Below are 15,028 nucleotides of genomic sequence, written 5' to 3' on the forward strand. Positions count from 1 at the left end.
GAAGCGGATGCACCCATCGGTCCACTGTTATGGGCCCCTATGAATTGCTGAGCAACCTGTAGGGTCTCGTATTCGCCGGCCCGTGAGCTACGTTGCCGCTGGGCTTATGACATGGGTTGCGCCAGCAGTCAGCCGAGAACGTCATGAATGCAAACCGCTCCGATGCACCGCGGCCTCGCCGATCAGGCGGAGTCGCACTGACCGGCGCAGTGTCGTGCGCGTTGACCTGCGCGCTTGTCGTTTCACTGTCGGGCTGCCAACGGCAGACCGAAACACAGAGTGGCGATACGAGGCCAGCCGTGCAGCTCACCAGGGTCGAACCTGCCGACGCTTCCGCCATTCGCATTTTTACCGGGCGGGTCGAGCAGACCAGCATCTCGCCGCTCGCCTTCGAAGTATCGGGCCGCGTCGTGCAGATCGCGGTGCTCGAAGGCGCGTCGGTGAAACGCGGGCAACTGATCGCGCGGATCGACGAGGAACCCTACAAGCTGCAACTGCAACGCGCGAACGCGCAGTATCAGCAGCTGAGCGACAACCTGAAGCGCCAGGCGGTGCTGCGCAAGGACGGGATTCTGTCTCAGGCTGCCTATGAGCAGTTGTCGGCTTCCACCGATGCCGCACGCGCGGCACGCGACCTGGCGGGCCGCGACCTGCGCAATACCCAGCTCGTCGCGCCATTCGACGGCCGGATCGCTCGCCGCAACATCGAGATCCAGCAGGTCGTGCAGGCTGGGGCGCCCGCGTTCAATCTGGAAAACATCGGCCGTGCCGATGTCGGCGTCGATCTGCCTCAGAGCATTGCCGAACGGCTGTTCGTCGACAAGACGCTGAGAGCCGAGGCGTGGCTGCCCGGGCGGCCGCAGAACCGCTTCCCGCTCGTGTTCCGCGAACGGACCACGCAGACCTCGCCGACTTCGGCGGCCTACCGGCTCGTGTTCTCGATCGAAGGACCGCAAAGCGCGATGCTGTTCCCCGGCATGGCGCTGCGCGTACAGATTTCCGAAACGGCGCGTCAGGTCGCGCAAAACGACAACAAAGGGTACTTCGCGATTCCGATCGCCGCGGTGTCGATCGGCGCGGACGGTCAGCGCAGTCTGTGGCGCTACGACGCCGCGTCCGGCTGTGTGCATGCGGTGCCGGTCAGCGTGCGCGAAATTCGCAATGACGATGTGGTCGTCGCGGGGGCGGTTGCGGCGGGCGACCGCGTGGTGGCCGGCGGCTCGCAGTTCATGAAAGAGGGAATGGCGGTCCGTCCAATGGATGCGCCTCAATGAATCTCGCGCGCCCCCTTATCGAAAAGCCGCTGATCGCGTGGGTTCTGACGCTCATCTCGCTGTTGGGCGGCATCTTCGCGTACTACAACATCGGGCGGCTCGAAGACCCGAAGTTCACGATCAAGACTGCGGTCGTCGTGACGCTGTATCCGGGCGCGAGTGCGCACGAGGTCGAGCAGGAAGTGACGGACCGGCTCGAAAGCGCGATCCAGCAGATGCCGCAGGTCGACAGGCTGACCTCGCGTTCCACACCGGGCTACTCTGAAGTCCGCGTCGAGATTCGCGACCAGTACACGTCGGCGCAATTGCCGCAGGTGTGGGACGAGGTGCGCAAGTCGGTATCGGATGCACAGCCCCGGCTTCCGCCGGGCGCGGGACCGTCACTCGTGCTCGACCGTTTCGGCGACGTCTACGGGATGTTCTACGCGCTGACCGGCGAGGGCTACACGCAGGCGCAACTGTATGAGTACGCGCGCGAACTGCGCCGCCAACTGCTGACACTCGGCGACGTGTCCGACATCGTGATCGCCGGTGAGCAGCAGGAGCAGATCTCGGTCGACGTCGACCAGTCGCAACTGATCGCCAACGATCTGTCCACCGACGATCTTGCGCAGACGCTGTTCGTGCAGAACGAGGTTCGGCCCGCGGGACGCGAACGTGTCGGCGACCTGTCGTTGCGGATTGCGCCGTCCGGCTCGCTCGATTCGTTGCAGGCCATTCGTTCGCTGCCTGTCAACAATACGCCCGCCCCTCTGCTGCTCGGCGACATCGCGCGCGTAAGCCACGGCTACGCGACGATTCCGAACCAGGTCATTCACTATAACGGCCAGCCCGCGGTTACGATCGGTATCAGCGCGCGGCCGCGCGTCAATGTGGTGAGGGTCGGCGAGGAGCTCAAGGCGAGGCTTGCCGAACTCGAGCGTGACCTCCCGATCGGCATCAACCTGCACTCGCTTTACGATCAGCCGCAGGTCGTCGACGAGAGCGTGCGCGGCTTTATCTTCGACGTGTTCCTGTCCGTGGCGATCGTCGGTGTCGCGCTGGGCATTGCGCTCGGCTGGCGCGCGGGCGTCGTGCTGGGCGTCGAGCTGTTCCTGTCGATCCTCGGCACGCTGCTGGTGATGTACGCGGCAGGCATCGAGCTGCAGCGTATCTCACTCGGCGCGCTGATCATCGTGATGGGCATGCTGACCGACAACAGCATCGTGGTGGTCGAGGGGATGCTCGTGAAGGTTCAACGAGGCATGTCGCATCTCCAGGCGGCGACCGAGATTCTCAAACAAAGCCAATGGCTTCTGCTCGCGTCGACCATTGTGGGGATTCTGGCTTTCTCGGGCATCGGCCTGTCGCCGGATTCGGTCGGCGAATTCTGTGCGTCGTTGTTCGCCGTCGCTGCGATTTCGCTGCTATTCAGCTGGGTGATCGCCATCGCCCTGACACCGCTGTTCGGCACGTATCTTTTCAAGCCCGCGGACATCATCGATGACGACCCGTTCAAGTCGAAGCTGTACAAGCGTTACGGCGAGCTGTTGTCATGGGTCACCCGACAGCGCGTGTTCGTGGTAATCGGCCTCGTCGCGCTGACCGTGCTGGCCGGGTGGGCGTTCCGTTTCGTCGAGCGGAGCTTCTTCCCCGCGTCGACCACGCCGATCTTCTATGTCGACATGCGTTTGCCGCGCGGCGCCGATATTCGCGCGGTGGTCGAAAAGAGCCGCGCGGTGGAGAAGGTGCTGCTCGAGCATGCGGACGTCACCAACGTGCAGACGTATATTGGCTCGGGCGCGACGCGCTTCTCCCTCGTCTACGATCCGGAAACGCGCAATCCGTCGTACGCGCAGTTCATCGTCGGCGCGAAGGACCAGAGCCTGATCGACGACATGATTCCGGACATCGAAGCGGACCTGAAGAGGCGCTTCCCAGAACAGCATTGGACGGTCACGCGGCCGAAGTTCGGTCCCGGCGGTGGCGCGGCCATTCAGGCACGCTTCTCCGGACCCGATCCGGCCGTGCTGCGCCGCTTGTCTCAAGAAGCACAGAATGTGCTGAAGGCGGACGGCCGCATCATCGCGATTCGCGACGACTGGGAGGACCCGATCAGCATCGTGCGGCCGGAATTCGACGAATCGCGGGCGCGCTCGCTCGGTGTGACGCGCCGTCAGGTTAGCGACACGATGGCTTATGCAAGCGAAGGCCTGCGGGTGGGCATCTATCGCGAAGGCGATCAGCTACTGCCGATCGTGCTGCGTTCGCCCGACTACACGCGTGGCGTCGCGGGTCTGCAGGACCTGCAGGTGTTCAGCGCGGGGCTGCGCCGTTACGTGCCGCTCGGCGACGTGGTCAACGGCTTCGCGGTCGGTACCGAGGAAGGCCAGATCGCGCGCGAAAACCGGATTCGCACGCTGACGGTTTCGGCCAACCCGATCTATGGGCAGAACAGTGTCGACGCGTTCAACCGCATACGCTCCAGCATCGAGAACATCAAGCTGCCACCGGGCTATAGCTTCGAATGGGGCGGCGAGCACGAATCGTCGACGCGCGCGCAGCAGAGCCTGTTCCGTCAACTGCCGCTCGGCTTCATCGGCATGGCGCTGCTCGTGCTGATGATGTTCGGACGCCTGAAGCCGGCGCTCGTCGTGCTGCTCGTCGTGCCGATGTCGATCGTCGGCGTCACGCTCGGTCTGCTGCTATTTCGCGGCGCGTTCGGCTTCATGGCGTTGCTCGGTCTATTGAGTCTGATCGGCATGCTGATCAAGAACGGCGTGGTGCTTGTCGAAGAGATGGATTCGCAGATCGCCGCGGGCGTGCCGCGCATGCAGGCGGTGACCCACGGCGCGATGAACCGTCTGCGGCCGGTGATACTGGGGGGCGGTACGACGGCGCTCGGCATGGCGCCGTTGTTGTGGGATCCTTTCTTCAAGGACATGGCGATCACGATTATGGCGGGCCTTGTTTTTGCCACCGTGCTGACGTTGGTCGCCGTGCCGGCGCTGTATGCGATGCTGTTCTCGATCAGGCAGGCGGAATGGGAGCCGGGTCGACACCCGGAAGCAAAATGATCCGCGCGCGCCCTTGTCTTCTCGCCATCGCGGCCCTGCTGCTCGAAGCCGGCTGTACGGGTTCATTGCAGCTGCAAAAGCCCGCCGCGTTTCCGCCGCAGTATTCGGAAGCGCAACCGGGCGTGGCGACACCGATGTCCGGGCAGCAGCTCGCGGCATGGTGGACCCGGTACAACGACCCGACGCTGAACAGACTGATCGATCTCGCGCTCGCGCACAACTTCGACATCGCGACCGCTTACGCACGCGTCGATCAGGTGCAGGCCGGCATCCGCCTGGCCCGCTCGCAACTGTTGCCGTCGGTCGGTGCAAGCGTGAGCGCCGCGAAGTATCACGGCGCCGAGACGCAGCTCGAATTCGCGGAATTCCTCGGCATCAACAATACCGATGCGCAGTTCTGGCGTGTCGGCTTGCAGGCGCAATGGGAGATCGACCTGTTCGGTCAGGGACGCGCAAGGCTCTCGGCGGCACGCGAACAGGCACGCGCGGCCGCGGGCGACGCGGAGGCGGTACGCCTGAGCGTGGTGTCGGGAGTCGCGGATCTGTACGTCACCTATCGCGGGCTGCTGCGTCAGCGCGCGATTTTGCTGCAGAGCCGCGCGATCGCGGACGACTTCGTCAACATCGCCGAGAAGAGCTTTAACGCGGGTCTCGTGCTGAGTACGGACATCGAAGCAGCGCGCGCCGGCCGCGCGCAGGTCGATGCGCGTTTGCAGGACGTGGAGAACGGCATCGCACAGGCACGACTCAATTTGCAGAATCTATGCGGCGTGCAGCCCGCGGAATTCGCGGGGATTCTCGATGAAAGCGACACGCTGATGACCGCGCTGCCGCATATCGAGCCCGGCCAGCCGGTCGATCTGCTGATGCGGCGCCCGGATCTGATCGCGGCGCAGGCACGCGTGAATGCGGCGCTCAGGCAGTCGGATGTCGCACGGCTCAACTACTGGCCGACCATGTCGTTGAGCGGTTTGCTTGCACGCAATGGTTGGGAGATCGCGGGTCAAAGCCTCGGGGCCAGCACGTTCTGGCTATTCGGCGCGGCGATGGCGCTGCCGCTGATCGACTTTGGCGCGCGGCGCTCGCAGGTGGAGTCGTCGGACGCGCAGGCGCAGCAGGCCATGTCGAACTACGAAAAGACCGCGCTCGGCGCGTTCTATGACGTCGACCGTGCGCTGGCGCGTTTGAACCGGCAGGACGAGTTGTTCAAGGCACGCAATGAAGGAGTCACGCGTCGCACCACGCAGTTGAGCCAGGTGCGACGTCGCTACGAACTCGGCGATACCGGCCGCGTCGATATCGATCAGGTGCGGGTTGCGCTGCTCGAAAGCCAGTCGTCGCAGGCGAGGGAAGAGGTCGGCGAACTGCAGGCACAGTTCGCGCTGTTCAGGGCGTTGGGAGGCGGTTGGTTGGCCAATCCGCCAGTGGCCTCGAATACACGAGCGCCGACGGAAGCCGCGCCCGCCACCGCACCGGCACCGCCCGCACAGTGAACGACCAGGAGGAGTGCGGTCCGGTACTCGCAAGGCCGTTGGCTTCAGTCGCGAGGACTGACAGGAGATGCGCAATGCACGCGTACCTGCTCCGCGTCAGTCCATTTCTGGAGGAAATCAGCTTCTCTGAAGGGTGGACGATGGCAACCCAGGTCGAGACGAAACTGTCGTTGCCCGCATTGACCGCGATGGTCGTCGGCTCAATGGTGGGCGCAGGGATTTTCTCGTTGCCGCGCAATTTCGCGCGCGCGACCGGACCGTTCGGCGCGGTCATTGCATGGTGCGTGGCGGGCATCGGCATGTATGCGCTGGCGCGCGTCTTTCAGGCGCTCGCGCAGCGACGGCCCGAGCTCGATGCGGGGGTGTTCGCATACGCGCGAGCGGGCTACGGCGATTATGCGGGCTTTCTATCCGCATTCGGCTACTGGATGGCCGGCTGCTTCGGAAACGTATCGTACTGGGTGCTGATCAAATCGACGCTTGGCGCTTTCGTGCCGGCCTTCGGCAACGGCAATACGGCGAGCGCGATCCTCGTGTCGTCGGTGGGCATCTGGCTGTTTCATCTGGTGATGCTGCGCGGCGTCCAGCAGGCCACGATGATCAACACGATCGTCACGGTCGCGAAGTTGATTCCAATCGTGCTGTTCATCGTGATGCTGATCGCGTTGTTTCGCGCCGACATGTTTCGCGCGAATGTGTGGGAACGCAGCGATCAGATCGGCAAGGGCTTGTTCTCGCAGGTTCGCGCGACGATGCTCGTCACCGTCTTCGTGTTCGTCGGTATCGAAGGTGCGAGCGTGTACTCGCGCTATGCGAAAAAGCGCTCGGACGTCGGCGCCGCGACGATCACCGGCTTCGTCGCCGTGCTGTGTCTGCTGGTGCTGGTGACGCTGCTGCCTTACGCGAGCTTGCCGCGCGCCGATATTGCGGTGATGCGCCAGCCGTCGATGGCCGCGGTACTCGGCGCGCTGCTCGGCCCATTCGGTGTCGTGTTCGTCAGCGCCGGTCTGATCATTTCGATCCTCGGCGCGTACCTCGCATGGTCGCTGATCTGTGCCGAGGTGCTGTTCGCCGCCGCGCGTCTCGAGACGATGCCGCGTATCTTCGCGCGACAAAACGAGCGCAAGCTGCCGGTCGCCGCGATCTGGCTCACGAGTACCGTGGTGCAGTGTTTCGTAATCAGCACGTACTGGTCGACCGACGCGTTTGCGCTGATGCTCAATCTCACGAGCTCGATGGTGCTGATTCCTTATTTTCTCGTGGCCGCATACGGCATCAAGGCCGCGCGTGACGATAGTGGACAGAATGGCGGCACCTTGAGCGGCGCGTTGCGCACCGAGTATTTCGTCGCGATGTTCGCGACGTTGTATACGGCCTTTCTGCTGTTCGCGGGCGGCCTGAAGTTCCTGATGCTATCGGCGCTGCTTTATGCGCCCGGTACGGTGCTGTATGTGGTGGCCAAACGCGAGCGCGGCCATCGGGTGTTTTCGAAAGTCGAGTGGGTCATCTTTGCCGTCGCGGCCTGCGGCGCGATTGGCGCGCTGATCGGCCTCGCGACCGGCACGATCGTCATCTGAGCGGTCGATCATCGTAGTCGCACGAGCGCGGCTCGATCGGAACGTGTTCGCGGGAGAGCGATCGCAGCAATGGACAAGCGCGTCAGACTTTCAGCGCCGGGCCTGATGGCGATGGTGATCGGCTCGATGGTCGGGGTGGGCGTCTTTTCGCTGCCGCAGGCGCTCGGCAAATATACCGGCGTAGTCGGTTCGTTGATCAGCTGGACCATCACCGGCTCCGGCATGCTGATACTAGCGCTGATCTTTCAACGGCTCGCATGGCGCAAGCCGGAACTCGACGCTGGCGTCTACACGTATGCGCGCGTCGGGTTTGGACGCTACACGGGATTTCTGTCGGCGTTCGGCTACTGGTGCGCCAGCTGTCTCGGCAACGTGGCCTATCTCGTGCTGATCAAGTCCGCGCTCGCGATCGTCGCGCCTTCATTCGGCGCTGGCAATACATTTAGCGCGATCGTCAGTTCCTCGCTGATGATCTGGGTGTTTCACTTTCTGATACTGCGCGGCGTGAAGGGCTCGTCGGTAGTGAATGCGTCGATGACGGCCGCCAAGTTGTTCGCGCTTGGACTGTTCGCGGTGCTCGTGCTATCGAGTGTCAAGTGGCAGTTGTTCCTCGCGAACCTGTGGACCGTTCCCGAGCCGTCGGCGACCGGTCTGTTCGGCGAGGTGCGCAAGACGATGTTGGGCACGGTATTCGTGTTTCTCGGCGTCGAAGGCGCAAGTGTCTATTCACGGCATGCACGCGAACGGCGCGACGTCGGGGTCGCGACCGTCCTCGGCTTTCTCTGCGTGCTTGCGTTGATGGTCATGGTCACGTTGTTGTCGTATGGCGTGTTGCCGCTCGAGCAGTTGGGCACGCTGAAAAATCCGTCGATGGCTGGCGTGCTGAGCGCCGCGGTCGGCGCCTGGGGCGCGGTCGCGGTCAAGCTCGGCCTGTTGATATCGGTACTCGGTTCTTATCTCGCATGGACGTTGCTCGCCGCCGAAATTCTGCACGCGGCGGGCAAGAGCCGCACGATGCCCGCGTTTCTCGGGCGAGAAAACCGCAACCACGTACCGGTCGCCGCACTGTGGATGACGAGCCTCGTGATTCAGGCCTTTCTGATCGTGACGCTGTTTTCGAAAGAAGCGTTCACGCTGGCCAAGGAGTTCACGACGTCGATGAACCTGATCCCGTATCTGCTCGTCGCCGGCTATGGGTTGAAGCTCGCAGCGAGCGGCGAATCGTATGCGGGGCAGCCGTGGTCACGGCGCATCGATTTCATGCTCGCGCTGCTGGGCTGCGGCTACGCGCTCTTTCTCGTGTACGCAGGCGGCCTGCATTATCTGTTGATGTCGACCGTGCTCTATACGGCGGCGACCGTGTGGTTTTACATCGCCGAGCGTCGCAAGGGGAAACGGCCTGTGTTTACGCTGCTCGAACGCTGGCTGTTCATTGTGGTTCTGCTTACCGGGCTGGTCGCGTTCGTCGATCTCGTGCGCAATCATTTTGCGGCCTAAGGCTTCCGCTCCTGCTCCCGCTCGCGCGCCGCGCGGCTCACATGATCGCGGCCTGGCGAATGCAGCGGATGAAACAGTCGGCCGGGCGCGTGTGAATCGCGCCTTCGCGCTGCATCAGATGCAGTCTCGCCGTGCGCGACGTTTCAATGAAATCGAGCTTTTTCATCTTCAACGGAATTCAGCACGCGGGCAGCAACTAGCGGTTTCGGTTCAAATCGGCCCGCGAGGGCGGACCTGCTGTCGCGCGGTCCGCTAGAAGAAACACGGCGGTGACGCCAGCGGCGATGGGGCATTGCGACGGGCCGACTGGGCTGGATCTTGAAAGCACTTCTTGCACCTATGACGCATATAGGACTCTGCTGACTTTTTTCTTGTTAGCGCATCGTACAATCCGCCTCTGCGCAAGGCGAAGATGTTTTAATTCGTCGCCGACGAGTTGGGGTGCGTTGCGCTATCCCATCTTCATGATTGATCCATGCTAGGTCGTATGCCCAAAAATTGCTTTGTCTTTACCAAAGCACACCGGCTTTCTCACCGATTTTGCATCGTTTTAAAAAACAGTAGTTCGAAAACTTCTATTTGCGTGGTGCCAAAATGCTTTTGTGGAACGATCAAGACAATTTGATATGCGCTATTTGGACTGCACCGACTGGTGCGCTTAGATGATAGGCGTTCCCGACGCCGTTCGCTTCATTAGAAGCAGGAAGGTTGCGGCTCTCGATCTTGCTGCTGAGGTGTGCGGCTAGGCCCACGCAAACGCAGCGTCCCGTGGCGACACACAGGATCAGGGGTGTCGACGAGTGGATGGGACGAGATGCCCTGCGCCTTTCTCATCATGTAACGGCGTGAAATGACATGGTACTTTGGTGACAAATCATGCAGGGTGTTTCGGCAAGGAAAAGGTATTCACCTGCGTGGTATGGAGTGTAAGTGAACAAAATAAGAGTGGGTATCGCCGACGATCATCCATTTATTCTCCTCGGCGTCGAGCATCTTCTTCAGCGTTGTCCTGACATCCAGGTCTGCTTCAAAAGCGACAGTATTGGCCTGCTTCTCCAGCGGTTGGTTGAAGTGCCAGTCGATGTTCTTGTATGCGACTACGAATTCGAAGGCGATCCGTATGCCGACGGTCTCAACCTTCTTGACCGGATCCGGCGTGTCGCCCCAGCCATACGAGTCGTTTTTCTGAGCACGCATTCTTCCACGCACATCATTTCAGCTGCGCTCAACGCGGGGGCGGCCGGCTTCGTCGGTAAGGGTCCCGAGGGCTTTGTCAGCCTTACCGCTGCCGTTCGCGTTGCCAAAAATAAAAGCGTGTTTCTGCCTGATTCCATTGCGGACAAGATGTTGCGCGCAACGGGGCGCGCAGCGCAAGGCGGATCTTCTCTCAATTTGCTATCTGAAAAAGAATCGACGGTCGTGCGAATGATCTGCGACGGGATGTCGATCGCAACAATTGCCGAGCGGCTCAATCGCAGTCCGAAGACCGTGAGCAATCAGAAGAACGCTGGCATGAAGAAGCTCGGTGCCAGAAACGACGTAGAACTCGTCACGATCATGCGCGAGTGGTCCTGCTCGTAGCAATTGCCGCGATTCTCAGGCGGATTCTGTCGTTCTCGTGGCGCCTTCTCCCTATCATAGGGTGGTCCTGTGACCTGTTCAGTTCGAGGAATCGACACGCCGTTTCTCGACTGACCTATTTGGTCTTTCATTTTGGGTATTGGCCCATTAACACCGATCTTCTTCAATGAGATCATTCCTCTGCCTTGACGATCGCTGGACGTCCCGGCTTCACAAGGGTTTGTAGTTCTGAAATGCAACAAAGAGGAATCTCATGAAAAAACAAGTAACGCAACTCATGATCGCGCTGATGGGCCTGTCCGTCGCGCCGATGGTTTTCGCTCAAGCTGCAGGCACAGGTCAGGTAACGTTCAATGGAGAGCTGTATGACGACACCTGTGTGATCAAGTCGGGTGACGAGGACCAAACGGTCACGCTGCCTCGGGTGTCTTCGCAGACGCTGCCTGCGGCTGGCGTAGTCGGCGGGTCCACGCCTTTCAACATTTCGGTGTCGCAGTGCCCGGCAACGCTGAAACAGGTCGCGGCGCATTTCGAGACCACGAACATGGACCCGGTTACGCGTAATGCCATTAACCAGGCAACTACCTCGCCGGCCGAGTACGTCGAAGTGCAATTGCTTGACCACAATTTCACGAATGGCGCGGCGCGGGTGCTTCCGCTGGGCAGCACGGGCGAGTTCGTTGATGTTGGGAACGACGGTACGGCAACGATGTACTACGCCGGCCAGTACTATGCAACAGACAGAGCCACGGCCGGTAACGTGACGGCTGTTGTTCGCTACACGTTGGCATACCAGTAAGCGAATCTAAGCCGAATGGCATCGGGTTGCTCTTCTAGTTCGAAGGCAACCCGAAGTGGCATTCCGCTTATCTGTCGCGTGGAGGAGCGAGTGTCTTCAATGAAGTTTCCAATGTTGTTCGCCGCAGCTGTCGCCCTAAGTGTGACCTCGTTTGCTGCACAAGCTGCTATCACCATTACCGGTACCCGAGTTATTTATCCGGCGCAAAACCGTGAAGTCAATGTTCGTTTGAACAATGTTGACAGCCGTCCGGTCCTGGTCCAGGCATGGCTGGACGACGGCGATGCGGCAGCTGCCCCGAATGAAATCAAGGTGCCGTTCACGTTACTGCCGGCGGTATTTCGGGTCGAGCCTCACAGAGGGCAGGCTTTGCGCATCATGTTCACAGGCGGCGACATGCCGAAGGACCGTGAGGCTGTCTATTGGCTGAACGTTCTCGAAATTCCGCCGAAGCCCAAGGACGCTGATGACCGGAACATGATTCAGCTCGCGTTCCGAACGCGTATCAAGATGTTCTACCGGCCGGTATCGTTGCTCGATGACCCAACGGCGGGGCGGACCCAGCTGAAGTGGCATGTCGAGGCAAATGACAAAGGTCAGAGCATCGTTCGTCTGGACAACCCATCGCCCTACTACATTTCCGTCGGCACGGCAGAGGTAGAAACGGCAGGCAGGAAAGTCGCTCTTTTGCCCGATATGGCACCGCCGTTCGGGCACGTCGATCTCCGTCCACAAGATGGAAAGCTGGATATCAAAGCTCCTGCCACCGTTTCCTATACGGTTCTGAACGACTTCGGTACAGCGATCAAGGACTCGGCGGAAGTGACAGGTGCTCAAAGCGCGGAAGCGCAAAAGAATCAATAATTGAAATACGGGATGTCGGGCGTGCGGAATAGTAAGACGGCGGTTGAAAGAGTATTCAGTAATGTCCCTTTCCGGTTTCATCCACTGGCTTGGGCGGCAATCATAGCGTCGGGCTGGGTCTTTTGCTCAAATTCCGCGGTCGCCGCGTGCGCGCCGGACCCAGCGGCGGCGCCATCCAGCGACTGCTCGGCGTCCGAGTTGCCGCAACAGGCAGCCGGTGTCGACGGAGAGGCTGCGCGTACGGATGCGTCATCTACCACGGCGACATCAAATGCGCCCGCTGCGGAAGTTCCGCAAGAAGTCGAGTTCAATCCAGCATTCTTTACGGGCAACGTCGCCGATTTGTCACGCTATACGCGAGGCAATCCTGTTGCTCCCGGTGTTTATCCGCTCGAACTGCTGGTCAATGGTAAGAAGCGTGGACGCTTCGATGTCCTGTTTCAGGCAGTGCCGGGCTCGGATATCGCAGCGCCCTGTTTTACGATGGCTGGCCTGGACCGCGCTGGCGTAGATACCGAGCGCGTGGCCCAGCGGTTGAAGGAAGCAGGAAAGGGCGACTTCGACGATACGGACGCGTCAGTGCAATGCGTCCCACTGGTTGAAGCCGTACCGGGATCGGTTGCATCGTTCAACACCGCCGATCTGCAACTCGATCTGTCGATTCCACAGATCGAATTGCGCAAGGAGGCTGCCGGTTACGTTGATCCGTCCCGTTGGGACAACGGGATCAACGCAGGCTTCGTGCAATACAGTCTCGCCGGCTATACGACTCACCAGAACAATGGTAGCGGAGACTTCAGCAGTGTCTACCTCGGTCTGCAAAGCGGATTCAACGTGAACGGCTGGCGTTTCCGCCAGTGGTCCACGGTAAGCTCGCAGAACCGGGGTTCCGGCACGCATTGGCAAAGTGTCGCGCTGTTTGCGCAACACGATGTCACGGCGCTTAAGAGCCAACTGACGATCGGCGACAGCTCGACGAGCGGTGACGTCTTCGACTCATTCAACGTGCGTGGCGTCCAGCTTTCGAGCGACGACCGCATGTTGCCGGATTCCATGCGCTCCTACTCGCCGGTTGTGCGTGGCGTGGCTGATACCAATGCACGCATCATCGTGCGGCAGAACAACATCATCGTGGCCGAGACCAGCGTGCCGCCGGGGCCGTTTGAACTGAACGACCTGCCGGCTACGGGTTATGGCGGCGACCTTCAGGTCACTATTACAGAATCCGACGGCCGTCAGCGGACTTTTCTGGTGCCGTTTGCGTCCGTCCCGCAGTTGCTGCGGCCTGGTGTTGCACGTTTCAATCTGACGACCGGTGTCTATCGCGATACCGTGCTGAATAACCATCCGTGGGTGGCGCAGGCGGTTTATCAGCGCGGCCTGACAAACCTGTTGACCGCCTACACCGGTGCACAGTTTGCGGAAGGTTACTGGGCTGGCCTGATGGGTGTCGCGCTCAATACGCCGCTCGGCGCATTCGCGTTTGACGTAACGGCGGCGGGAACGAATATTCCCGGCGTGTCTGGTGGTCGTCCCGGCTACAGTACGCGGATCAGCTACAGCAAGCTCCTTCCAGGGCCCAACACGAATTTTTCGGTTGCGGCTTACCGATACTCGACCTCACGCTTCTATAGCCTGCATGACGCGATGTACGCGCGATATGGCTCCCGAGACACCACGGGTCAGTATGACTACCGCACGCGCAGCCGTCTGCAGCTGAATATCAACCAGCCAATCGGCGAGTCGAGTTCTTTTTATATCGCCGGCAGTTCGCAGAACTACTGGGGCGCGTCGAAGGGCTACGATCTGCAATATCAGGTTGGTTTCAACAGCGCGTACAAGCGGGTGTCCTACTCGCTATATGCGCAACGCACGCGCCTGCAAAACTCGAAGATCAGCACGCAGGTAGGTTTGAACCTGACGATTCCGCTCGGCAAGGTCGACTCGAACGAGCATCATATGTTCGACTATCTGACCACCAACGTTTCGCGCGGCTCGAACGGGGATAGCACAATTCAGGCCACTGCGTCGGGCAACACGAGTGGAACCACGCCGATCACCTACGGTGTCAACGCGTCACGGATCGTCGCCGGCGACAATCGGACCGTTTCCGCGGGTGGTTACGCGATGTATCGCGCGCCGTTCGCTACTTACAACGTCAATGCATCGATCAGCAATCAGACCCGTCAAGCCGCGTTCAACGCCGACGGCGCGGTCGTCGTTCACAGTGGCGGCATGACGCTGAGCCCGCCGCTTGGGCAGGCGTTCGCGCTCGTCGAAGCGAAAGGCGCGGAAGGCGGCCGGATCATCAATGGCCAGGGTGCAAGGATTGACGCTAACGGCTATGCGGTGGTGTCTTCGCTGATGCCATACCGGGTCAACACGGTCGCGCTGGATCCGAGCGACGTGTCGCTCGACGTTGAACTGGGCAACACGAGTGAGGAAGTCGTGCCGCGCGCGAGTTCGCTCGTCAAGGTGAAGATTGCGACCACGCAGGGCACGGCGATTTTCGCCGAGGTTTTGGATCGGGAAGGCAAAGCCATGCCGATGGGCACCGAGTTATTCGACGAGTCCGAGAAATCGGTGGGCATCGTCGGTCAGGGTGGCCTCTCGTACCTGCGCGGCCTCGAGCACGAAGGCAAGCTGCTGGTGCGCTGGGGCAATCGCGCAGCGGAGCAGTGCATGATGCCCTACACGATGCCGGACGACGACAAGGCGGACAGCGGTCAGCGCGCGGGGATCGTTGCGCGCATCAAGCTGAGCTGTGATCCAGCGCTAATCTGGTCTCCGCCGGCAAAGTCCGTAGCGCGACGTTCAGCGGGCGCGGCGCTTGTCAGTTCGCTTCGCTGAAGTGCGAAGGTCGATACCCGGTCAGCGCCAGCGCTGC

General features: G+C 61.1%; 10 protein-coding genes. 9 read left to right on the forward strand and 1 reads right to left on the reverse strand.

Annotation, left to right across the window (positions count from 1 at the left end; genetic code table 11):
* Positions 1-299: 299 nt before the first annotated feature.
* From OKW37_RS38830 to OKW37_RS38850, 5 genes are all read left to right on the forward strand, one after another.
* The gene (locus OKW37_RS38830) at positions 300-1,274 is read left to right on the forward strand and encodes an efflux RND transporter periplasmic adaptor subunit (protein ID WP_429402060.1); all 975 of its coding nucleotides are present in this window, start codon (positions 300-302) and stop codon (positions 1,272-1,274) included.
* Positions 1,271-4,330, forward strand: coding sequence for an efflux RND transporter permease subunit (locus tag OKW37_RS38835; protein ID WP_429402058.1), 3,060 nt, complete (start codon positions 1,271-1,273; stop codon positions 4,328-4,330). The genes OKW37_RS38830 and OKW37_RS38835 overlap by 4 nt, the downstream gene beginning before the upstream one ends.
* A complete protein-coding gene (locus OKW37_RS38840; protein ID WP_429402056.1) occupies positions 4,327-5,823 on the forward strand; it encodes an efflux transporter outer membrane subunit in 1,497 nt (498 codons plus the stop codon). Before OKW37_RS38835 ends, OKW37_RS38840 begins: the two co-directional genes overlap by 4 nt.
* Before the next feature lie 140 nt (positions 5,824-5,963).
* A complete protein-coding gene (locus OKW37_RS38845; RefSeq protein WP_429402517.1) occupies positions 5,964-7,400 on the forward strand; it encodes a basic amino acid/polyamine antiporter in 1,437 nt (478 codons plus the stop codon).
* Positions 7,401-7,469: 69 nt separating this feature from the next.
* Positions 7,470-8,897, forward strand: coding sequence for a basic amino acid/polyamine antiporter (locus tag OKW37_RS38850; protein WP_187616480.1), 1,428 nt, complete (start codon positions 7,470-7,472; stop codon positions 8,895-8,897).
* 37 nt (positions 8,898-8,934) lie between these two features.
* Here OKW37_RS38850 and OKW37_RS38855 read toward each other — a convergent pair whose 3' ends face one another.
* Entirely contained in the window at positions 8,935-9,063 is a 129-nt protein-coding gene (locus OKW37_RS38855) for a hypothetical protein (protein ID WP_429402054.1), read from the reverse strand.
* A gap of 764 nt (positions 9,064-9,827) precedes the next feature.
* Between OKW37_RS38855 and OKW37_RS38860 the strand changes: the two genes are divergently transcribed.
* From OKW37_RS38860 to OKW37_RS38875, 4 genes are all read left to right on the forward strand, one after another.
* Positions 9,828-10,478, forward strand: coding sequence for a response regulator (locus tag OKW37_RS38860; protein WP_429402051.1), 651 nt, complete (start codon positions 9,828-9,830; stop codon positions 10,476-10,478).
* Positions 10,479-10,731: 253 nt separating this feature from the next.
* Positions 10,732-11,277, forward strand: coding sequence for a fimbrial protein (locus OKW37_RS38865; RefSeq protein WP_429402049.1), 546 nt, complete (start codon positions 10,732-10,734; stop codon positions 11,275-11,277).
* A gap of 111 nt (positions 11,278-11,388) precedes the next feature.
* Positions 11,389-12,141, forward strand: a complete 753-nt coding sequence (locus tag OKW37_RS38870; protein WP_429510114.1) for a fimbria/pilus periplasmic chaperone — start codon at positions 11,389-11,391, stop codon at positions 12,139-12,141.
* Positions 12,142-12,153: 12 nt separating this feature from the next.
* Positions 12,154-14,991 carry a fimbria/pilus outer membrane usher protein gene (locus OKW37_RS38875; protein WP_429402516.1) on the forward strand — a complete coding sequence of 946 codons (2,838 nt, stop codon included), beginning with the start codon at positions 12,154-12,156 and terminating at the stop codon, positions 14,989-14,991.
* The last annotated feature ends 37 nt before the right edge of the window (positions 14,992-15,028 follow it).

Origin of the sequence: Paraburkholderia sp. MM5482-R2, from assembly GCF_050436125.1 — a bacterium.
Taxonomy (GTDB): domain Bacteria; phylum Pseudomonadota; class Gammaproteobacteria; order Burkholderiales; family Burkholderiaceae; genus Paraburkholderia; species Paraburkholderia tuberum.